We start from the raw sequence: 20,246 nt of genomic DNA on the forward strand, positions 1-20,246 counted from the left end.
ATTATCAGCTGGTATTTCAACTTGGGGCAATCAGTATACAGGTAATATTTCGGCCATTAAATGGAACACTGTTAATGAAAAATAAGGGGCTATGGATTTTCATACGACGATGCTAACCGTTTTAAATCAAGCTCGTATGCCGAAGGTAGTGCATTAAATAAAAATAACAATTTATTTGTTGAGCGCGTTTTTGAGTATGATAATAATGGAAACATAAAACGCATGGTAAGGAATTACGATGGAGTGACAGTCGATTACCTGTGGTTCACTTATAACACTAAATCGAATCAGATCAAAAGCATTAGCGATGGTGGAATTAATGAACCAGATTTTGACGATTACCTACGCAGATCAGTGTCGGATTATAGTTATGATAGTAATGGTAACATGCGTTTTGACCCTGGTAAAAATGCCACAATATATTACAATCACCTGAACCTGCCACAAATTGTTAACTTACCCTACTACAATAAAATATTTTATCATTACGATGCAAGCGGTAATAAATTAGCACAACACATCGATAGCGATAATAGCGATAATATGATAACCCGCCAATACACAGCCAACGCGATGTATACCGATGGCGATGTTTCGTTTTTATATTCCGACGAAGGCCGTGTGGTACCGCATGAAATCCAGGGTGTAACCCAATGGCAATATCAGTATTTTCTAAAAGACCTTCCGATAACTATCGGAATGGGCAATACCCGTGTAACGTTTAGTGTTGATCATTATACCAAAAATGCTTATGTTACTCAAACTTGTCAATATTATCCATTTGGCATGGCATTTAATAAAAATGACTATTATCCGGGCATCGATAATTACAACGTGAACCGTAACTTGTATAATGGTAAATTGAAGCGTAGCGGAAATCCCGATCCTTCGGGAGAACTCCAGGACGATAATCTCGATGGTGTAAGTTTGAACTGGTACGATTACGGGGCCAGAATGTATGACGCAGCTTTAGGGCGTTTTCATACAGTCGATGCGTATGCCGAGAAATATCTGAATTTATCTCCTTATCAATATGGAGCCAACAACCCTATATGCAATGTTGACATAAATGGAGATAGCATATGGTTTACAACGCAGTACGATGACAACCATGAACTTATTGGTGTTACCATGAATATTACAGGTAAGGTCATTAATACTTCTGAAAAGAATGTTAACATGGAGGTTTTTGCAAACACTGTTAATGCTCAAATGGCAGAATCTTATAGCGGAGAGTTTGATGGAGTCAAATTTAGTACCGTTTCTAACTTTGAAGTTGCAGAATCAACTGAAGATATTAGTAGTAGTGATCATGTCATTGCAGTTGCTGATTTTGATGATGTTGGTAGATCTGAGTCTAGTGATGGTTCTTCTATAGATTATAAAGGATATTCTCCTGTTTCATATGGTAAACTGTCATTTGTTGATTCTGATCATTTTTTGTTTGGTATACCTGCTCCAACATTTTCTGCAGCAAGAACCGCTACACATGAAATGGGGCATAACCTTATGGGGTCTGGTCATGTTGACGGCTCAAGCAATATGTCATGGTGGAATCGCTATAGTAATTTAATGAATCAAGGTGGCAATGGAGTTAGTGTCACATCTGGTCAACTGGGATCTATCTACAATAATAGGAAGATTCTTAATCAAGGGACAACAATTAATTATGGTAGGATATTTAATCCAAGGGTTAAAATTCTTAATATACCATACCCAAAAGGAAGAAAATAGTATATTATGAGAAAGAGAATAAAGTTATTATTGTTTTTTGGTCTTCTTATTCTGATGCTATTTGCTATTTACAGAGGATATTTTTCAGCGCATAATACTTATGTATATGTATGCAATGAGAATGATGCATCTTATGACAGTATCGACTTTGTTGTTCTTGTCGATGATTTAGAAATATTGCAAGACACGTTGTCCGACAATTCTGATTGGCATTTGGGGAAAATATATCCAATAAAATTATCTCCTGGTCATCATAATATTTGCATTAACTCACAGAGCCTTGAATATAGTAACTGCAAAAGAGTATTTACTTTTTTACAGAGCAAAATATATATCAGATTTAAAGGCCGAGACAAGAACATATTAGCAACGAATGATAGTTGTGAACTATTTACCATAGAAAAACAAATCGGAAGTAGATTCATAATTGAATAAAAATATGTTTTTGTGAAAAAAGGAAAAACCTCCCGAATTAGGAGGTTTTTCCTTTTTTATGGAATCAGCTTAATAAGTTCCGTGATTTCTTTATCGGAAAGGTTTTCAATGTCGGATTTATCGTAAATGGCAAGCAGGTAAACGGTATCATCCTTAAAAAGCACATGGGTTATAATGCGTGAACCGCCCGATTTGCCTTTGCCCTTGCTGGCAATGGCCATGCGTATTTTATATCAGTTGTGGCCAATGGAAGTCCCTTTTTCCGGTTCTTCTTTCAATTCAGAGATAAGCGTTTGCAGTTCCTTTTTGAGCGACGGGAATTTTTTCACCAGTCGTTTGGCCTGGCGTTCAAAAACGGATATGGTCTTAACCTTAAAGCTCATTGAGAAAATCTTCGGCGTTGCGGGCTTGTAACTTGCCGTTCATCACCAGTTTCATTTCTTCAACAGCCTCGGCTAACTCAGCCATAAATTGTTTTTTATTCCTTAAGCGGTCGAGCTCTTCAAGGTCTTTTTGAATCTTTTCCCAGTCTTCTATGGGGAGCTGCACTGCATTTTTATGCCCTTTTTTATCTGTAATATACTGTAAGTTCATCGTGCTTGTTTTTAATGTGTTGCATAAGCCTTGCGGGTCTTGAAATCCCTGATCAGAGCATCAATGACCATGAACACTTGTTTCTTTTCATCCGCAGGCAGTGTCGAAACATCCTGTACTCTGCGGAGTGTATCCTTGTCCAGTTCAAAATCTGATTTACCAACCATGTAGTCGATCGACACTTCGAGCGCATCGGCAATTTTTATAATCACCTCGATCGAAGGTTTTACTTCGTCCCGTTCATATCGTCCGATAATATCGCCCGATGTTCCCGCTTTCTTCCCAAGCTCGCTTTGTGAAAAACCTTTGGCTTTCCTTAAAGCGGTAATATGTTGTCCCAGCGTCATACCTATGTGTCTTTAAAACGACTTAATTAATATGTTTTGTGCAAAAATAGCTGATAAATAGGTCAGAAACAAGCCTTATGCTTCTTTAAATTCTCTGATCTGTATTTTAGATTTGTGATAGATATATCAGAAAATAATTATTTGGGAATATTTATCAACTATGAAGATTCCCGACATTAAGGCAAGTTTAAGCATCCAAACTGTACTCCAACTGCGAAAATATTAAGTACAGTTTGCACCACTTGTTCCAGTCGGTCCGAAAAAACAAAGCCGGAGAGCGGGAGTGCAAAATAAATCAGGGCAAGTGTGATCACTTACTGGCTAAAAACTTACAACCTCAGACAAGTACAATATTTTGCAGGCTATAAATATGTAAGCAGCACCGAACGTTACCAGTTTAATAATTTGGATGAGCTGCAGGAAAAAATCGAAAAGTTACATCCATTGAATAACGCGGACTGAATACATCACGCAGTGCGTGGCGAATTAGAAACAAACTTGGTATCACAATTTGTGATTCTAAAACAAGGAAAAGGAAATTACTATTTCTGAAACCATAAAATCAAATGTAATGGCAGAAAACAAGGAAAACCAAATAATGTTACCTGACGAGGTAATCACCAGTAAGATCTACTTCATCCGAGGTGAAAAAGTAATGCTTGACCGGGATTTAGCGGAACTTTATGGTGTTGAAACCAAATACCTGAAACGTCAGGTCAGAAGAAACATATTACGATTCCCGGAAGATTTTATGTTTGAATTGACGCAGGAAGAACTTCAAATTTGGAGGAGCCAATTTGGCACCTCCAATCCAGAAAAGATGGGTTTGCGTTATCCTCCTTTTGCATTTACTGAAACCGGAGTTGCTCAATTATCAGGGGTTTTGAATAGCGAAAAAGCAATTTTGATCAACAACCAGATCATGATTTTATAAAAATGCGATCCATGCTTATGGATACACTAACCTTGAAACTGGACATTGAAGAGATCAAAAAGAAACTTACCAACCAGGACAAAAACATCGAACTGGTTTTTAATTATCTGGACGAATTAATGGAGAAACAAGAGAACCCAAAACCCAGAAAAGGATCGGCTTCCTACGGGACGACGAAGGATAAGCACACAAACCCTACACACCCCAGCACAGCCCGCCCCTCTGCATAAATTTATTGTCATGTTTTTTGCAGTTTCCCCAGGCGCCACGCTGGCAAAAAAACACGCCATTAAATTTTATGCCCCAAGCTATTGTAACATAGTGCGTTATTATAGGACCAAAACACCTTTAGCGGTGTAACCGAATCAATCATTTTGTACTATGATCGCACTATATTAAATAGCCACACGCCCCCGCCCGCAACCACATCAGCCAACATACACGTCCGACTCCACCTTCGTTTGAGCGAAGCGGCAACGAGAGGTAAGCAGCAACTCGTCTTTGACGAGAGGGATATAAGGAATAAGAATAAAAGTTCATTTATAATTATTCTCCAACCAGCTAGTCAGGATGTTCGTTTGAAGCTGCTGCTGCGTTTTTACCTATGGGTGATTCCGCTACCCGGAACTTCACATTCGTTTGTCTTCGATTGTATACCGCGGCTTTCCAATAGTGGATTGGTACCTCCATGTTCTTTTATGTGCTTGTATGTTTCTGTTTACAGCTTTCCCAGTTGGTTCGAAAAACAAAGCCGGAGAGCGGGAGCTCAAAACAAATCCGTGCAAGCGTGATCACTTTCTGGCTGAAAACTTACAACCTCAGACAAGTACAATATTTTGCAGGCTATAAATATGTAAGCAGCACCGAACGTTACCAGTTTAATAATTTGGATGAGCTGCAGGAAAAAATCGAAAAGTTACATCCATTGAATAACGCGGACTGAATACATCAAGCAGTGCGTGGCGAATTAGAAACAAACTTGGTATCACAATTTGTGATTCTAAAACAAGGAAAAAGAAATTACTATTTTTGAAATTATAAAATCAAAAACAATGACAGAAGGAAAAAACGAAAGCCAGATTATCATCACAGATGAAATGGTAATGACCAAAATATTTTTTATACGTGGACAAAAGGTAATGCTTGACCGAGACTTGGCCGAACTTTATGACGTAAAACCAACAAGGTTGCGTGAGCAGGTCAAAAGGAATATTGAAAAGTTTCCTGCTCATTTTATGTTCCATCTGTCAGAAACAGAAACAAATGCTATGGTGTCGCAAAATGCGATACCTTCCAAACAGCACTTAGGCGGTTCTCTTCCATATGTGTTTACAGAACATGGAGTTTTACAACTGGCCAATGTTTTAAGAAGCGAAAGGGCAACGCAAATGAGTATTAGGATAATCGAGGTCTTTGTAAAAATGCGTGAAATGCTCACCGACACGTTAAGCCTGAAACTGGATATTGAAGAGATCAAACAGAAGCTTGTTAACCAGGATAAAAACATCGAACTGGTCTTTTACTACCTGGATGAATTAATGGAGAAACAGGAAAATACAAAGCCCAGAAAAAGAATAGGTTTTATACGAGACGACGAAGAATAAACACACAGCCCTCCCTTCCGCATAAATTTACTTTCATGTTTTTGTTTACACCTTTTCCAGTCGGTCCGAAAAACAAAGCCGGAGGCCGGTAGCGCAAAGCAGATAAGGGCAAGTGTGATCACTTACAGGCTGAAAACTACAAAATCCGGCACGTTCTATACATGGCCGGCCATAAACAGGTAAGCAGCACAGAACGGTACCAGCTGAACAATTTGGATAAGCTGCAGGAAAAGATTGAGAAGAGACATCCATTAAACCACATCCCAAATGAATTTTAATCGTTATTTTTGTAAATGATAAAACAATGGAAGTTATGAATTTACAAACTAAAAAACTGGAATTGGTCCAGTTGATATTAAATACAGACAGACCGGCATTATTGGATAAAGTCAGTCAATTACTAAAACAAGAAAAAGAGGGTGAATGGTTGGAGGAAATACCCGAAGCAGTACAGGAGTCTATCGATATAGCATTAAAGCAAGCAGATAATGGCGAGCTGATCCCGCATCAGGATGTTATGAAAGAAGCAAGGGCAAAGTATCGTGAATGACCATATTGATTAAACGGACTCACTACTTGAAAGTATAGCTGAAAATCCTCAGATGTTTGTTGAATCCACCAGAAAAAAGAATGTACGCAAGGGGTTTGTGACAAAACACAACAGCTTGTTTTACAAGATAGGACCCCGAAAGGAAGAAGTAATACTGTTGACATTCTGGGACAAGCGAAAAGACCCGAAGAAACTCCCTTATTAATTATACAACCCAGCAACGCATTAATTAACAGCTGTTTATCGAAGTGTAGCGAGAGGTAAGCAACAACTCGTCTTTTGACGAGAGGGATATAAGGAATAAGAATAAAAGTTCATTTATAAACTATTGATATTTTGAGCATTGGAGGTGTTTAGTTCAATCCAGATGGCTATTGTGACTGCAATGTAGAGCGTTTGCAAGCAACGCTTAATTGAAAGCTAAGTGTTAAGGCCAGGCTTTATTTTATCATTTTCAAATAATGATCCGCTGTCATAACGGGCAATTTTGAAAGTTTAAAATCTTTAAGGTTTCTGGTAATTATAATATCTTGTTTATTTTCGATTGCAGAGAAATATTGGATTGCATCCTCAAAGTCCTTAAAATCAGAATTCAATGACAAATCAATTATCTTATCATCGATCGGCAAGACTTTAACCAGGAGTTTGAATTTTCTTAATATCTCTTTTGCTGTTTTTGAGTCCAGATCTCTTGAAAGCAGGTAATATATATTTGCAAAAGTTAAAGATGAAACTGAAAGTTGGACTTTTTTATTATCAGCGAATGTAAATAGCTTACTCGCCGGGGCATAAAATTCATGTCGTTTTGTTAAAAGATCGACAACTATATTTGTATCAACCAAAACTTTATCCATTATTTATATTTGTCAGATAAGTAGTCGGTATAATCTTTTTTATAATTTGAATCAAGCGGTTTGATCACACCAGATATACTTTCAACAAGTGGAGAAACTGCATCGTCTTTCTCTTGTTTGTTTGTCAAGGCTTGTAAATAGTTTTCAATCATTTTCGAAAGGCTGGTCTCTCGCTCTTTTGCGTATCTTTTAGCGCTTTCAATTGTTGATTTGTTTATTTTCAAAGTCAATTTAGTGTCCATCTTTTCATCTTTTTGTCCGTACAAATATATTAATATCATACGTCTTTGACAAGTGTTTTAGCCTGGCGTTCAACTTGTTTTTATTGCTCGCTTCGCCGTCTTTTTTGAATTTTTTTTGTTCAGCACAGTGTTGTCGGTAGCATACATTTAGTGAAGCTTTTAATGTAAAGTGGTGATGGTATTCTTCCATTTTCCTTAAGCAGTACAGAGCGGTACCAGTTGAACAACCTGGACAAGCTGCAGGAGAAGATTGAAAAGTTACACCCTTTGAATCAATATTAGAAATATGAACCAATAAATTAAAACCAGATGAATAGAAATATCGTTACTTTTGTGGAGAACATAAACAGATAAGTCATGGATGTTATTGAGTTAAGAACGGACTTGCACAATATGATCGATAAGATTACAGATAGTAATGTTTTACATGCAATAAAAACGTTATTGTCAGATAAGTCTGTATCGCAGGAAGACTGGTGGGACACGATAAGCGAAGAAGAGCGAAAAGGGATCGAACAGGGACTTGCTGAGGCTGAAAGAGGAGAAGTTATCCCACACGAGGAAGTAAGGGCAAAATATGACAAATGGCTATAAAGATCCTCTGGTCAAAACATGCGGAACAAGGCTATGACAATATTGTAAAATACCTTGAAAATGAATGGACAGATAAAGAAGTAGGAAGGTTTATCAGGGAAACAAACCGTTTCTTTGAACTACTAAAGCACAACCCCAAAATGCTGGAACAAAGCCAAAGTCGCAAAAACCTTTATCGTGGTCCGATTAACAGTTTGACGATGTTGACTTACAGCTACCAACCGAAAAAGAAGGAAATCACACTGGTAAACATCCGAAATACCAGGAGAAAGCCATTGAAATAAACTTCACCATCCCGAGTACATCCGACACAGCCCTCCCCTCTGCAAAAATATACTATCCTGTTTTTTACTTATTTTTTCTACCTTTGCCCTTTAATTGTAATTGCAGAAAAAGAAGTATCAACTCCAAATTAGGATAACGATGGATCACAAAAACGAATTTCAAAAATACGCCACAGGGCACAGGGGAATCAGCAGTTTGTCGCTCGACAAATACATCAGCTCGGCCTATGGCAGCTACATTTCGCCCACCATTATCGAGGAGCGTCAGCTCAATATTGCCACCATGGACGTGTTTTCACGACTCATGATGGACCGCATCATCTTTTTGGGTGTTCCCATCGACGACTATGTGGCCAATATCATCCAGGCTCAGTTGCTCTTCCTCGATTCAACCGACCCGGGTAAGGACATCCAGATTTATTTCAATACGCCCGGCGGATCGGTACATGCAGGACTGGGAATATACGACACCATGCAGTTCATCAGTTCCGACGTGGCCACCATCTGCACCGGAATGGCTGCCTCGATGGGAGCCGTGCTGTTGACCGCCGGTGCCAAAGGCAAACGTTCGGCGCTGACCCACTCGCGTGTAATGATTCACCAGCCAATGGGCGGCGCACAGGGACAGGCCAGCGACATCGAAATCACGGCCCGTGAAATCATGAAGTTGAAAAAAGAACTTTATGAGATCATTGCCAAACATTCGGGCAAAGAGTATGAAAAAGTTGAAAGTGATTCTGATCGCGATTACTGGATGACCGCTGCCGAAGCAAAAGAATATGGAATGATTGACCAGGTGCTGGTCAGCAATAAAAAATAAGAAAGGATAAGAATGGACAAGTGTTCGTTTTGTGGAAGAAAAAAAGATGAGGTAGAATTGCTGATTGCCGGAATGGATGGTCATATTTGCGACCGCTGTATCGAGCAGGCTCATGCCATCATTGAAGAAGAACTGAAGAGCAAAGGTTCCTTCGACATCCGGTCGATCGAGCTACTTAAGCCCCGGGAAATCAAAGCATTTCTCGATAAATACGTCATCGGGCAGGATCATGCAAAAAAGATCCTTTCGGTGGCCGTTTACAACCATTACAAACGATTGGGACAAAAAGTAGATGATGATGAGACCGAAATTGAAAAGTCGAACATCATTCTTGTAGGTCCTACCGGTACCGGTAAAACTTTGCTGGCGCGTACCATTGCAAAAATGTTGCATGTGCCCTTCACCATCGTCGATGCCACCGTACTGACCGAAGCCGGTTATGTGGGCGAGGACATTGAAAGCCTGCTCACCCGACTGCTGCAGGCAGCCGATTACAACGTGGAAGCAGCCGAGCGGGGCATTGTTTTCATCGACGAAATTGACAAGATTGCCCGCAAAGGCGATAATCCTTCGATTACCCGTGATGTTTCGGGCGAAGGAGTCCAGCAGGGCCTGCTGAAGCTGCTCGAAGGTTCTATTGTAAATGTTCCGCCTCAGGGAGGTCGTAAACACCCCGAACAAAAAATGATTCCGGTGAATACCAAGAACATTCTCTTTGTATGTGGCGGAGCTTTTGATGGCATCGAGCGTAAAATTGCCCAGCGGATGAATACGCAGGTAGTTGGCTTCAATGCCGCTGAAAAAACAAGGTCGGTCGATCGTAACAACCTGATGCAGTACATTGCACCCATGGATCTGAAATCATTCGGACTGATTCCCGAGATCATTGGCCGATTGCCCGTGCTTACCTATCTCGATCCGCTCGATCCTGATGCCCTGCGCCGCATTCTTACCGAACCCAAGAATGCCATCATTAAGCAGTACAGCAAGTTGTTTAAGCTCGACGACATTGAATTGAGTTTCTCCGACGAAGCACTCGACTATATTGTACAAATTGCGGTTGAATTCAAGCTGGGAGCCCGCGGATTACGTTCCATCTGTGAAACCATCATGGTAGATGCCATGTTTGACCTGCCTTCGAAAAACGAGAAGACCTTCACCATTTCAGAACAGTTTGCCCGTGAGAAAATCGACAAGGCAGGAATGGCCTTGTTGAAAGCCAGCTGACAAAATAAAAAAGAATAAAGAAAGCCGGACCAGTGTGTTCGGCTTTTTTATTAGCAAATGTCCACACTTACAAACCAATTTTCCACTTTTCTTCAAGGAGCTGAAACTATCTTTGCGCACAAGCAAGCTCAATATTCTAAAAAATCATAAGAACGATGCCGGTAAAATTCAGAATAGCTCAAAAATTAAAGATCCTTTTTTTCGGTACCATCACTTTGCTGTTTGTTAGCGTCGGGCTGGCGCAACCACCAGCACACGACCCTTCGGCGATGATTCAGAACGTCGATGGTCGTTACTGGGTTTTTACCACCGGCAACGGGGTTTCAGCTCTTTCGGCTTCCGATAAGGAATGGAACAACTGGCGTTTTGAGAAACCGGTATTCCCGAATGCCCATCCATCGTGGATCAACAGCATTGTTAGCGACTTTGAAGGTCATTTCTGGGCTCCCGATGTGATCAGGATGAATGGTGCCTTTTACATCTATTATTCGGCTTCGTCGTGGGGAACTACGCGATCGGCCATTGGTGTGGCACGCACCACCGATCTGAGCAAGCCCTTCACCGATCTGGGAAAGGTGATCAGCTCCAATGGCAGCTCTTCGGAACGTAATGCCATCGACCCTGCGCTGTTTCGCGACAACGATGGCAGGGTATGGATGAGCTATGGTTCTTTTTTTGGAGGCATCGGGGTGGTTGAAATTGATACGCTGACAGGAAAAACAAAAGGATCGGTGACCACCATCGCAGGAGGAAACCATCAGGACATCGAGGCCCCCTACATCACCCGGAACGGCGATTATTACTATTTGTTTGTCAACCGCGGTGCCTGTTGCAAGGGGCTCGAAAGCACCTACTATATGATGGTTGCCCGCTCAAGCAATGTTAAAGGGCCCTACAGTGGCTGGAAAACTTTTCTCCGAAGCGAAGATCGTTTTCACGGGCCGGGTCATGTTGGTCTGGGCGAAGGCGTGTTCACCTACCACTTTTACGACCGCGAAAGCAACGGGGCTGCCCGCATGTCGGTCAGTTCAATCAGCTGGGTCGACGGTTGGCCGGTAGCAGGTACGCCACAGGCCTGGGATCAGGCCGAAGGAGCATCCATCGACGAAGGATTTTACCGTTTGAATGTTCAACACAGCAACATGGCGCTCGAAGTGGCCAACAACAATCCTTACGAAGGAGCCAATGTACAGCAGGGCACTCCCGCAGATGAAGACGGACAGGTATGGTTCCTCGACAAAGTAGCCGACAACTGGTACAAAATTTCACCCAAGGCCAATACCCGTCTGGCACTCGATGTTCACAATGTTTCGACACGCGACGGTGCCAACATCATGCTTTGGTCTTACTGGGGAGGAGAAGGGCAGCAATGGAAATTTGAAGCTGTACGCGATGACTACTATCACATTGTTGCACGCAACAGTCGCAAATGCCTCCAGGTGGTCAGTGCATTAAGTGCCGATCGGGCCAATGTTGAACAGTTTCAGTGTGATGAGCAGGCCGAAAACCAGCTCTTTAAACTAAGCGATCCTACACTTACAGACAAAGAAGCCTTTGAGCAGCTTTCGGGATTACTGGCAGTTCCCAATCCTGCCAGCTCGCACATCTCGATTGTTGGCAGCGACACGTTCAACGGTGATTTCGAACTTTCGGTTTACAATACAATGGGACAAAAAGTAATGCATTTGCCCTCGTTGTCGCAGCATAAAAACTACATCAACATTGAAAGACTTCCTGCAGGTATCTATACCATCGAAGCCATTCAGGATCAACATGTTCAAACACTTCGGTTTATTAAGCAATAAATATTCAGTACAGGCAGTATGCTTGTTTACAGGCGTTTCCGGATTGAAGATCTGTTAAATCTCTGTCAAAGCTGGTAATTCTCAAAGCTCAATTCTGAATTCCAGCTACACATCACTTATCTTTGCAAACAATTTTAAGCCGTTCATGTTTAGCTTTGGTGCCAAGGCATAAAAACATGCCGGCACTTAGTTGTACATTAACGAACCGATCCATTCCACAGGGAATGGTATTAACAGCGAAATCATGACAAAAGACATCCGCAAAGAGTTAGAGAAACGTGTATTGGTGCTCGACGGGGCGATGGGGTCGATGATCCAGACCTATCGTCTAAGCGAAGCCGATTACCGGGGAAAGCAGTTTGAAAACCATCCATCGGATCTGAAAGGCAACAACGACTTACTGAGTATTACCCGGCCCGACATCATCGCCGAAATTCATGCCCAGTACTTTGAAGCCGGTGCCGACATCATCGAAACCAACACTTTTAATGCCACCAGCATATCGCAGGCCGATTACGGACTCGAGGATCAGGCCTACGAAATTAATGTGGCAGCTGCCCGTCTGGCGGTTGAAGTAGCCCAACGATACAGCAGCCCTGAACAGCCCCGCTTTGTAGCCGGGTCAATCGGGCCCACCAACAAGACCTGTTCAATGAGTCCCGACGTGAACGATCCGGGCTACCGCGCCATTTCGTTCGACGAATTGAAGCAGGCATACAAATCGCAGGTTGAAGGCCTGCTCGATGGTGGTGTCGATCTGCTGATGGTTGAAACCATCTTTGACACCCTCAACGGGAAAGCGGCCCTCATGGCCATCGACGAAGTATGTGAAAGCCGTGCGCTTAAAATACCAGTCATGATTTCGGGAACCATTGTCGATGCCAGTGGACGAACGCTTTCGGGGCAAACCGTCGAAGCCTTTCTCAATTCACTGGCCCACGTTCATCCGCTTTCGATTGGGCTCAACTGTTCACTGGGGGCCGACGACATGCGCCCCCATGTTGAAAGGCTGGCAGCCAATGCACCTTTTTACATCAGTGCCCACCCCAATGCCGGGCTTCCCAACCAGTTTGGCGAATACGACGAAACGCCGGCCATCATGGCAAAGCAAATCGAGGCTTTTCTTAATAAAAGCACGGTAAACATCATTGGAGGCTGCTGTGGAACCACGCCCGATCATGTGCGTGAGTTTGCCAGAATGGCTAAAGCAGCCCAACCTCATCAGCTCAATAAAACAAAGAACGAAACCCGTCTGAGCGGACTCGAACCACTGGCAATCAACAAGGCGTCGAATTTTGTAAACATAGGTGAGCGCTGCAATGTGGCCGGCTCCCGCAAATTTGCCAGGTTAATACGGGATGAAAAGTACGAGGAAGCCCTTTCGATCGCCCGCGACCAGGTGGAAGGCGGCGCCCAGATCATCGACGTGAACATGGACGATGCCATGCTCGATGCCAAAAAAGAAATGGTCACCTTCCTGCACATGATCATGAGTGAGCCCGATATTTCGAGGCTGCCGGTCATGATCGATTCTTCCAAATTTGAAGTAATTGAAGCCGGACTGCAATGTCTTCAGGGAAAGTCGATAGTCAACTCCATCAGCCTGAAGGAAGGGGAAGAAGTTTTCAAAAAACAGGCGCGTACCATCATGCGCTACGGAGCTGCTGTGGTGGTCATGGCCTTCGATGAAAAGGGGCAGGCCGATAGTTTCCAGCGCCGCATCGACATTTGCCAACGTGCCTACAACATCCTGACAAAGGAGCTCAATTTTCCACCCGAGGACATCATTTTTGATCCCAATATTCTCACCATTGCCACCGGCATTGATGAACACAACAATTATGCGGTCGACTTCTTTGCCACCACCCGCTGGATCAAGGAAAACCTTCCGTTTGCCAAGGTAAGCGGCGGAATCAGCAATGTTTCGTTTTCGTTCAGGGGGAATAACACGGTACGCGAAGCCATGCATTCGGTATTTCTGTACCACGCCATTCGCGACGGACTCGACATGGGCATTGTGAACCCGGGCATGTTGCAGATATACGATGAAATTCCGGCCGAATTGCTCGAACTCGTGGAAGATGTTGTGCTCAACCGCCGCAGCGATGCTACCGAGCGCCTGGTCGATTATGCCGAAACCATCAAAGACCAAAACAATCAGCAGGTCAAAAAAGAAGACTGGCGCGAAAAGCCGGCTGAGGACAGAATTAAACATGCACTGGTAAAAGGAATTACCGATTATATTGAGCTCGATCTGGAGGAAATCATGCCAGCCTATTCGCCCACCCTCAACATCATTGAAGGGCCCCTGATGGATGGCATGAACATCGTGGGAGATTTGTTTGGTGATGGAAAAATGTTTCTTCCACAGGTCATCAAGTCGGCCAGGGTGATGAAAAAAGCAGTGGCTTACCTTCTGCCTTTTATTGAGGCCGAAAAAGACCCCAATGCAGCCCCCACACAACTGAAAAAAGTGCTGATGGCCACTGTGAAAGGCGACGTTCACGACATTGGAAAAAACATTGTTGGCGTGGTGCTTGCCTGCAACAACTTTGAGGTGATCGATCTGGGGGTGATGGTTCCTACCGAAAAAATTATTGAAACGGCACTGAAAGAAAAAGTGGATGTGATTGGCCTTAGCGGGCTCATCACCCCTTCGCTCGAAGAAATGGTAAGCTTTGCCCAGGTAATGCAGGAACGGGGACTCAGCCTGCCCATCATGATTGGCGGGGCCACCACGTCGAAATTGCATACGGCAGTGAAAATTGCACCACAATACGACCATCCGGTGGTTCATGTGAAGGATGCCTCGCTCAGTGCAGGGGTGGCCACCCGGCTTTCCAACAAAAACGAACAGTTTTTTGAGGACTTGAAAGCTGAATACGCCCGCCTGCGAGAAATCAATGCCGGAAGAAAAAGAAAAACCTACATCAGCCTGGATAAAGCACGTGAGAACAAATTCACCTGCGACTGGTCAAAAGTCCCAATTACTCAACCCACTTTCCTGGGTGTACGCAGCTTTACCAATTTTCCGCTCGAGGAAGTACGCGAATTCATCGACTGGACATTCTTTTTTATGGCCTGGGAAATGCGTGGAACCTTCCCCAAGATTCTTACCGATGAAAAGCAGGGTGAAGAAGCGCGTAAGTTGTTTGCCGACGCCAACAACCTGCTCGACGAAATTATCGAACGCCAGCTTTTCAGAGCAAATGGGGTGGTAGGTTTCTGGCCTGCCAACTCAGTGGGCGACGACATTGAACTGTACGAGGATGAAAGCCGGAGCAAAGTAATTGGAACCTTTCATCATTTGCGGCAACAAATGGAGCCCAAGCCCGGCAAGCCCAACTATTGCCTGAGTGATTATGTTGCGCCAAAGGACAGCGGCATTGCCGATTATGTTGGTGGCTTTGCCGTAACAGCCGGCATTGGCATGGCCAAATGGGTTGAAGAAGCCAAGGAAGAAGGAAACGATTACCGTTCGATTTTACTGCAAACCCTCAGCGACCGACTTGCCGAGGCCTTTGCCGAAGTGATGCACACCAGGGTAAGGACACAACATTGGGCCTATGCTCCCGATGAAATGCTGAGTAAGGAGGAAATCTGGAAAATGAAATACAGCGGCATACGTCCGGCTCTGGGCTATCCCGCCTGCCCTGAACACACCGAGAAGGGTGAACTGTTCAGATTACTGCAGGCCACCGACCGTACCGGCATTGCACTCACCGAAAACTTTGCCATGTACCCCACGGCATCGGTCAGCGGACAGTACTTTGCCCACCCCGATTCATTCTACTTTGGGGTAGACAAAATAGGACGCGACCAGGTAGAGGATTATGCACGTCGAAAAAATATGCCGGTGGAGGAAGTCGAACGCTTTTTGAATGCTGATTTAAACTACAAATAAAAGAAACGGGGCTGAAGAAAGGCCCCGTTGCTTTTTATAAAAATTGTATTGTTTTCTAATTCCTGATCAGTCTGATGATCTTTTCCGCTTGCGGAGTATTTATTTTTAATAGGTAGATTCCCGGCTTCAAGCCCGATACGTTCACACTGTTTTGCAAGCCGCTTTGCTGCAATACCTGCCGGCCACTCAGGTCAAATAGGGTCATGCGGGCTGATGACAGCTCGCTTTCGGATGCCCGGAAATGCAGGAGATCGTGAACCGGATTGGGATAAATGTGAAGGGAAGCCGACACGGACCGGTCGTCAATTGCATTGAAACCGGTAATTTCCTCGCCGCGTTGAAATACCCATTGCTGGTCGAGGCTGTTGTTGCTCATGTTGATGTAGCTGATTACTTCGGCACCGTTGGCAGTATCGCCCGCCACGTTGTCGAACACAAAGCCCGAATGTGTGTTCACAATGCCATACGTGTCGTTGTAGCCTACAGGCACAATGGTCCATTGTTGCCGTTGATCCAGGCTGTCGTGCGGAACGACCTCCAGCCGCATTCCCTTTCCGGCGTCGCTGATGGCCTCGTTCGTCGAACGATTCACAAAACGGTAGTTTTCGTTGCCAACCGGTACTATTTCCCAGTGTTGCCGGTAGCGATCTTCAAGAACTTCCCATAAATTGACCAAGCCGTGTTCCTCCTCGTCGATGTCGAGCACGCTGCCTGTTTTGGCGTTGGCAATGGTGTAATAATAATTTTCGGGTACAAAGGGAGCGGTCGGAATCACCACCATGTTTTGGCTGAGGAAGTCTACCCTTTCACTCACATAATCCTTTAAAAATTCAACATAGCCGTCGTAAGTTGAAAATAAGCCCCATTCGAGGTACACCCTTGAACTGAGTACGTCCCATTGTTCGAAGTTGAGCTTTTGTGACAAGGTCAGCTCTTCCACTGTCCGATCGATGTATTGTTGTATGGAATCTTCAATGCCCTCACTGAGTAGTTCTTTCCACCGTGCCTTTACACTCCGCTGAAACCATTCGTCGGTCCACAGACGATTAATCCATGTTTTTGGATTGTGGGCTGCAGTTCGCATGAGCCTGTAAGTAGCATCTCCCAGCCGGTTGTCATTGTTAAAGGCGATGTCGTAGTCCCACAGTGGCCCCCAGAAAATGCGGTCGTTGTTCCGCCGTTTGTACACATAGGTACTCCAGAAACAATCGGGATTGCCCGTGAGCTCAGATGCAATGTACCAGTCGATGAGGGTGGTGCTGTCGGTATAAGCGCGGTAGCCGGTTTTAGGATCGCGGTAATTTTCGGAAAACAAGACATCCTCGAAAAGCTGCAGATGGTTTTTAATGTACTGTAGTTGTTGTGTGTTGAGCTCATCGTCATCGGGATATTTCAACGACACCTTGATGCGTTTGGAGGTTTCGAACCAAACCGCTTCGCGGGTAGCAAAGCCATCGAGCTCAAGCAGATAACCTCCCGAAATTTCGGGCAGACTAACAGCATCATCATCCTGTTTCTCAACAGGAACCCTGTTTTTAGCCACCTCCAGTTGATCGGTGAGCATGTAATTCCCGATATAGTCTCCGTTCAGAACCACATCGACAAAACGAAAGGCCGGCGTGTATTCGAACTTCATCCACTCACTGATTTTGAAAGCGACCGCATTGCGAATGAGGGTTTTGTCGGCATGATTGGCCAAGAGTACCCAGTCGCGATTTTTGGCCGGCATGCCCAGCAATTGCGCCTCTTCGTTGAGTTTGATCCGGTAGGGTTTCTTGGCAAAATTCCAGGTCGAATTTCCCCTGCCCCGAATCTGTAATTCCATATTTTGTGTAGCATATTGCCCCGAGGAAGTAGAAATTCGCAGGGTGCCTTCAATGTATTCCCTGTTGATTGTTTGACTGTTGATTGTTTCAATGTAGAGGGTCGGCAGGTTCGTTAGTGCGCGTTGCGCCTCCGATTTTTCCACCAGAAAGAACAGGCAAATAAAAAGTAAAAAGCATTGCAATTTCATTGAGTCGGTCCGTTTTTGGGTCATATGGCTTAAGTCGTTCGATTACAAAAGCCGAAATTATAGCTTTCGAAGGGGAAAGACCGACAATTAAAATCCTTTCTCTATTTCATATTAAAAAAACTATGCAACAAATTTGACATTGGAGCCAGGTGCAATGGATTGCATTCCTAATTAAAGGGCAGTTGGAATGCAACCTAAACCCTTTTCGCTCCATTGCTTAGCTACTGAATCAGTTGTTTGCTTTTCATTACATGCAGCATGGCATCCACAATCTGATCGTCGGTGAGCGTGGCATGGTTGAACACCATGTCGTAATCGTTGTCGTCGACGTGGCGGCCTGCAATGTGTTCGATGTAAAGCATGCGCTGGCGGTCGATTTCGAGTACGTAATCACGGGCATCGGCGTAACTCATGCTACTCAGGTTCATGATGCGCCTGATTCGCCATTCGAGCGGCGCCTGAATTTTTACGCTCAGGCGGGCTTCAATTCCCGAGGTAATGATGTTGGCCGCACGGCCAACAATTACGCAGCGGCCTTCTCCGGCCAGCTGGGTGATTACATCTTTTACCGTGTCGATCACCCTTTGGTCGTCGGCATCGTATACTTTTTCGGTCGAGAAGGCCATGGTCACGTCGTGCAGGTGGGTGCGCACCTCTTTCAGAAAAACATTCTTCACCTCGTCGGGACTCATTTCGAGCTCAACGGCAGCATGCTCAATTACTTCCTTGTTTACAAATTTCCATTCGGACGACTGCTTGCTTCCCTTTTGGTATCCATATCCTGAAAGGATTTTCGAAAGTTTCATGGCGATGTAATTGGTAGAGCAGCCGGTTTCGCGCGAAATGGTCACTACCGGGCCAGGCTGATCGATCATCGTGTGTCGCCGGGCATCCGACATTTCAACAAAATCTTTTAAGAAGTTCTTCATAGGTATCGATTTATTTTGTCTGCTTTAAGTATTGAAACAAAAATACAACAATGAAAGGCTAAGTCACATTATTACCGGTAAAATCATAGCTCCTGTCGATTCCGAAATTTTTTTATTTTACTTTTTGCCTGGCTTTTTTCATCATTGAAAAGGTGAATAATATGTTGCTCAAGTCTTTAGAGGAAGCACCAGGGCGATCAGGCTCATTGTTATTGTTGAATTTCTATCAAGCTCACCTTCAGAATTTGTGTACAAATGAGAAAGTACAAAAGCGACTTTGAACACTTTTTAGTTCTGAAGCGGTGCTTTTACCAAAACGCCATTGGTGTAGGTATAAAAGTTATAAGTTACATTCAGGTGATCGTTTTTAAAACTGATGTCGGGAATAAGGAGCAAAGAGGCACCATCGATTTCAACGACCGAGGGGGTTGTTTCCAGGATTTTCTCATTGATGCTCAGTTGTTTCAGTGTGTGTTCGGCTTCAATTTGTTTTGTGTGGCGCTTATTTTCCAAAAGATTGAATAGGAGAACACTGGCAACAATTGCAAGGCTAATAATAATACTTGCTGATAGGATGCCGGTATTTTTTTTCATAAGAAAGGTGTTTGAGGTTTTAAACTATGGCTAACATAATAAAAAATGACGAGGACACGATCCTCGTGCTTATTTTTTTATACCGGAACTTATAATAGCTCACTGATTAGTCTGGTTTTTTGTTCCCTGTATTCACTTTTTGACATTTTCCCTTCGTACTTTTGCTGGTACAAGGCGACCAGCTGAGCAATGCATTCAGACCATCCCTGCTGAAGTTCACCAATCGCTTTCATGCCTTTGTATTCCTTGCGGCTGATTGCCCTGAATTGTCGCAGTAATTTCAAAAAAAGCCGCTGCTGAAAAAACCACGCCTGCTTTTGCTAAAAACCACGCCTGCTTTTGCTAAAAACCACGCTTGATTTTGGGCAAAACCATGCGTGATATTGAGCAAAACCACGCTTGATCTTGAGTGAAACCACACTAGGTTTTGGGTAAAACCACGCCTGCTTTTTACCATCCATGCCCAATCGGCAGCCGGAGGAATCATTTTGTTTAATAGCTACTGTTCAATTAAGATTCTACTTAACAAAAAAAATCCATTTTTAAGCGAAGTAGAAAGAAGTTCTTGTCTGGGTTTAAAGAAGTGATGATCGTGAAAGCAGAAGCTGAGCACACGGGCCGGGCGGAGGCGGAAAGCGCCGCGCGCCGGCGGCCCATGTTGAGCCGGCAGGGCAGGAGCGACCGGAGGGAGCTCCCTGCCCGCCGTGCGAAACAGGGACGCAGGAGGGCGGACTTGCAGCCGCAGACCGAACAGCCCGCCGGGTTATTCACCGTCAAAACC

The 20,246-nt window shown here is 44.0% G+C and carries 23 protein-coding genes; 12 read left to right on the top strand and 11 right to left on the bottom strand.

Features of this window, described 5'->3' with window-relative positions; translation table 11 throughout:
* Positions 1–222: 222 nt before the first annotated feature.
* Positions 223–1,734 (top strand): RHS repeat domain-containing protein, encoded by a 1,512-nt coding sequence (locus tag FHS86_RS02660; RefSeq protein ID WP_429410846.1) that lies wholly within the window; start codon positions 223–225, stop codon positions 1,732–1,734.
* A gap of 6 nt (positions 1,735–1,740) precedes the next feature.
* Positions 1,741–2,169, top strand: coding sequence for a hypothetical protein (locus FHS86_RS02665; RefSeq protein WP_429410849.1), 429 nt, complete (start codon positions 1,741–1,743; stop codon positions 2,167–2,169).
* 56 nt (positions 2,170–2,225) lie between these two features.
* Here FHS86_RS02665 and FHS86_RS02670 read toward each other — a convergent pair whose 3' ends face one another.
* From FHS86_RS02670 to FHS86_RS02685, 4 genes are read right to left on the bottom strand one after another with little or no spacing between them, the layout of a single operon-like run.
* Complete coding sequence (locus tag FHS86_RS02670) at positions 2,226–2,390, bottom strand: type II toxin-antitoxin system RelE/ParE family toxin (protein WP_429410851.1); 165 nt, start codon at positions 2,388–2,390, stop codon at positions 2,226–2,228.
* Between the two features lie 12 nt (positions 2,391–2,402).
* Positions 2,403–2,552 (bottom strand): hypothetical protein, encoded by a 150-nt coding sequence (locus tag FHS86_RS02675; RefSeq protein WP_429410853.1) that lies wholly within the window; start codon positions 2,550–2,552, stop codon positions 2,403–2,405.
* Positions 2,542–2,763: a hypothetical protein gene (locus FHS86_RS02680; RefSeq protein ID WP_429410837.1), complete on the bottom strand. Its 222-nt coding sequence runs from the start codon at positions 2,761–2,763 to the stop codon at positions 2,542–2,544. The genes FHS86_RS02675 and FHS86_RS02680 overlap by 11 nt, the downstream gene beginning before the upstream one ends.
* Positions 2,764–2,774: 11 nt before the next feature.
* Positions 2,775–3,110: a helix-turn-helix domain-containing protein gene (locus FHS86_RS02685; RefSeq protein ID WP_429410838.1), complete on the bottom strand. Its 336-nt coding sequence runs from the start codon at positions 3,108–3,110 to the stop codon at positions 2,775–2,777.
* A 571-nt stretch (positions 3,111–3,681) separates the two neighbouring features.
* On the opposite strand from FHS86_RS02685, the gene FHS86_RS02690 reads away from it, so the two are divergent.
* The 4 genes from FHS86_RS02690 (at position 3,682) to FHS86_RS02705 (ending at position 6,198) form a co-directional block, all read left to right on the top strand.
* Positions 3,682–4,044, top strand: coding sequence for an ORF6N domain-containing protein (locus tag FHS86_RS02690; RefSeq protein WP_429410856.1), 363 nt, complete (start codon positions 3,682–3,684; stop codon positions 4,042–4,044).
* Between the two features lie 17 nt (positions 4,045–4,061).
* The gene (locus tag FHS86_RS02695) at positions 4,062–4,274 is read left to right on the top strand and encodes a hypothetical protein (protein WP_429410858.1); all 213 of its coding nucleotides are present in this window, start codon (positions 4,062–4,064) and stop codon (positions 4,272–4,274) included.
* Between the two features lie 822 nt (positions 4,275–5,096).
* Positions 5,097–5,648: an ORF6N domain-containing protein gene (locus tag FHS86_RS02700; RefSeq protein ID WP_429410860.1), complete on the top strand. Its 552-nt coding sequence runs from the start codon at positions 5,097–5,099 to the stop codon at positions 5,646–5,648.
* Between the two features lie 313 nt (positions 5,649–5,961).
* Entirely contained in the window at positions 5,962–6,198 is a 237-nt protein-coding gene (locus FHS86_RS02705; RefSeq protein ID WP_429410863.1) for a hypothetical protein, read from the top strand.
* Positions 6,199–6,638: 440 nt separating this feature from the next.
* Here the strand turns inward: FHS86_RS02705 and FHS86_RS02710 are convergent, their stop codons facing one another.
* Positions 6,639–7,052 carry a type II toxin-antitoxin system VapC family toxin gene (locus FHS86_RS02710; protein ID WP_429410865.1) on the bottom strand — a complete coding sequence of 138 codons (414 nt, stop codon included), beginning with the start codon at positions 7,050–7,052 and terminating at the stop codon, positions 6,639–6,641.
* Entirely contained in the window at positions 7,052–7,294 is a 243-nt protein-coding gene (locus FHS86_RS02715; RefSeq protein ID WP_429410868.1) for a DUF6364 family protein, read from the bottom strand. The genes FHS86_RS02710 and FHS86_RS02715 overlap by 1 nt, the downstream gene beginning before the upstream one ends.
* Before the next feature lie 357 nt (positions 7,295–7,651).
* Here FHS86_RS02715 and FHS86_RS02720 point away from each other — a divergent pair, with 357 nt between their 5' ends.
* From FHS86_RS02720 to metH, 6 genes are all read left to right on the top strand, one after another.
* Entirely contained in the window at positions 7,652–7,888 is a 237-nt protein-coding gene (locus FHS86_RS02720; protein WP_429410870.1) for a hypothetical protein, read from the top strand.
* Complete coding sequence (locus FHS86_RS02725; RefSeq protein WP_429410872.1) at positions 7,879–8,172, top strand: type II toxin-antitoxin system RelE/ParE family toxin; 294 nt, start codon at positions 7,879–7,881, stop codon at positions 8,170–8,172. Before FHS86_RS02720 ends, FHS86_RS02725 begins: the two co-directional genes overlap by 10 nt.
* A 139-nt stretch (positions 8,173–8,311) precedes the next feature.
* Positions 8,312–8,992, top strand: a complete 681-nt coding sequence (gene clpP / locus FHS86_RS02730) for an ATP-dependent Clp endopeptidase proteolytic subunit ClpP (protein WP_429410874.1) — start codon at positions 8,312–8,314, stop codon at positions 8,990–8,992.
* Positions 8,993–9,004: 12 nt separating this feature from the next.
* Positions 9,005–10,219, top strand: a complete 1,215-nt coding sequence (gene clpX, locus FHS86_RS02735; RefSeq protein ID WP_429410876.1) for an ATP-dependent Clp protease ATP-binding subunit ClpX — start codon at positions 9,005–9,007, stop codon at positions 10,217–10,219.
* Positions 10,220–10,374: 155 nt separating this feature from the next.
* Positions 10,375–12,024, top strand: coding sequence for a family 43 glycosylhydrolase (locus FHS86_RS02740; RefSeq protein ID WP_429410878.1), 1,650 nt, complete (start codon positions 10,375–10,377; stop codon positions 12,022–12,024).
* Positions 12,025–12,268: 244 nt separating this feature from the next.
* The gene (metH, locus tag FHS86_RS02745; protein ID WP_429410880.1) at positions 12,269–15,928 is read left to right on the top strand and encodes a methionine synthase; all 3,660 of its coding nucleotides are present in this window, start codon (positions 12,269–12,271) and stop codon (positions 15,926–15,928) included.
* 55 nt (positions 15,929–15,983) lie between these two features.
* On the opposite strand, the gene FHS86_RS02750 is transcribed toward metH, so the two are convergent.
* From FHS86_RS02750 to FHS86_RS02770, 5 genes are all read right to left on the bottom strand, one after another.
* Positions 15,984–17,966, bottom strand: coding sequence for a CotH kinase family protein (locus FHS86_RS02750; protein ID WP_429410883.1), 1,983 nt, complete (start codon positions 17,964–17,966; stop codon positions 15,984–15,986).
* A gap of 197 nt (positions 17,967–18,163) precedes the next feature.
* Positions 18,164–18,871, bottom strand: coding sequence for a cytidylate kinase-like family protein (locus tag FHS86_RS02755; protein ID WP_429410885.1), 708 nt, complete (start codon positions 18,869–18,871; stop codon positions 18,164–18,166).
* Positions 18,872–19,159: 288 nt separating this feature from the next.
* Complete coding sequence (locus tag FHS86_RS02760) at positions 19,160–19,465, bottom strand: hypothetical protein (RefSeq protein ID WP_429410888.1); 306 nt, start codon at positions 19,463–19,465, stop codon at positions 19,160–19,162.
* A gap of 89 nt (positions 19,466–19,554) precedes the next feature.
* A complete protein-coding gene (locus tag FHS86_RS02765; RefSeq protein ID WP_429410890.1) occupies positions 19,555–19,749 on the bottom strand; it encodes a hypothetical protein in 195 nt (64 codons plus the stop codon).
* Entirely contained in the window at positions 19,746–19,952 is a 207-nt protein-coding gene (locus tag FHS86_RS02770; protein ID WP_429410892.1) for a hypothetical protein, read from the bottom strand. Before FHS86_RS02770 ends, FHS86_RS02765 begins: the two co-directional genes overlap by 4 nt.
* Between the last annotated feature and the right edge of the window lie 294 nt (positions 19,953–20,246).

It is taken from the genome of Roseimarinus sediminis (assembly GCF_050433125.1).
GTDB lineage: Bacteria > Bacteroidota > Bacteroidia > Bacteroidales > Prolixibacteraceae > Roseimarinus > Roseimarinus sediminis.

Bases quoted from the DNA above. Each gene is read 5' to 3' on its own strand.
- FHS86_RS02690 (WP_429410856.1), top strand. From the start codon at position 3,682: ATGGCAGAAAACAAGGAAAACCAAATAATGTTACCTGACGAGGTAATC.
- FHS86_RS02760 (WP_429410888.1), bottom strand. From the start codon at position 19,465: ATGAAAAAAAATACCGGCATCCTATCAGCAAGTATTATTATTAGCCTT.
- FHS86_RS02755 (WP_429410885.1), bottom strand. From the start codon at position 18,871: ATGAAGAACTTCTTAAAAGATTTTGTTGAAATGTCGGATGCCCGGCGA.
- clpP (WP_429410874.1), top strand. From the start codon at position 8,312: ATGGATCACAAAAACGAATTTCAAAAATACGCCACAGGGCACAGGGGA.
- FHS86_RS02720 (WP_429410870.1), top strand. From the start codon at position 7,652: ATGGATGTTATTGAGTTAAGAACGGACTTGCACAATATGATCGATAAG.
- FHS86_RS02700 (WP_429410860.1), top strand. From the start codon at position 5,097: ATGACAGAAGGAAAAAACGAAAGCCAGATTATCATCACAGATGAAATG.
- FHS86_RS02740 (WP_429410878.1), top strand. From the start codon at position 10,375: ATGCCGGTAAAATTCAGAATAGCTCAAAAATTAAAGATCCTTTTTTTC.
- FHS86_RS02715 (WP_429410868.1), bottom strand. From the start codon at position 7,294: ATGGACACTAAATTGACTTTGAAAATAAACAAATCAACAATTGAAAGC.
- FHS86_RS02770 (WP_429410892.1), bottom strand. From the start codon at position 19,952: ATGATTCCTCCGGCTGCCGATTGGGCATGGATGGTAAAAAGCAGGCGT.
- FHS86_RS02670 (WP_429410851.1), bottom strand. From the start codon at position 2,390: ATGGCCATTGCCAGCAAGGGCAAAGGCAAATCGGGCGGTTCACGCATT.
- FHS86_RS02750 (WP_429410883.1), bottom strand. From the start codon at position 17,966: ATGACCCAAAAACGGACCGACTCAATGAAATTGCAATGCTTTTTACTT.
- FHS86_RS02705 (WP_429410863.1), top strand. From the start codon at position 5,962: ATGAATTTACAAACTAAAAAACTGGAATTGGTCCAGTTGATATTAAAT.
- metH (WP_429410880.1), top strand. From the start codon at position 12,269: ATGACAAAAGACATCCGCAAAGAGTTAGAGAAACGTGTATTGGTGCTC.
- FHS86_RS02685 (WP_429410838.1), bottom strand. From the start codon at position 3,110: ATGACGCTGGGACAACATATTACCGCTTTAAGGAAAGCCAAAGGTTTT.
- FHS86_RS02710 (WP_429410865.1), bottom strand. From the start codon at position 7,052: ATGGATAAAGTTTTGGTTGATACAAATATAGTTGTCGATCTTTTAACA.
- FHS86_RS02675 (WP_429410853.1), bottom strand. From the start codon at position 2,552: ATGAGCTTTAAGGTTAAGACCATATCCGTTTTTGAACGCCAGGCCAAA.
- FHS86_RS02680 (WP_429410837.1), bottom strand. From the start codon at position 2,763: ATGAACTTACAGTATATTACAGATAAAAAAGGGCATAAAAATGCAGTG.
- FHS86_RS02695 (WP_429410858.1), top strand. From the start codon at position 4,062: ATGGATACACTAACCTTGAAACTGGACATTGAAGAGATCAAAAAGAAA.
- clpX (WP_429410876.1), top strand. From the start codon at position 9,005: ATGGACAAGTGTTCGTTTTGTGGAAGAAAAAAAGATGAGGTAGAATTG.
- FHS86_RS02665 (WP_429410849.1), top strand. From the start codon at position 1,741: ATGAGAAAGAGAATAAAGTTATTATTGTTTTTTGGTCTTCTTATTCTG.
- FHS86_RS02725 (WP_429410872.1), top strand. From the start codon at position 7,879: ATGGCTATAAAGATCCTCTGGTCAAAACATGCGGAACAAGGCTATGAC.
- FHS86_RS02660 (WP_429410846.1), top strand. From the start codon at position 223: ATGGTAAGGAATTACGATGGAGTGACAGTCGATTACCTGTGGTTCACT.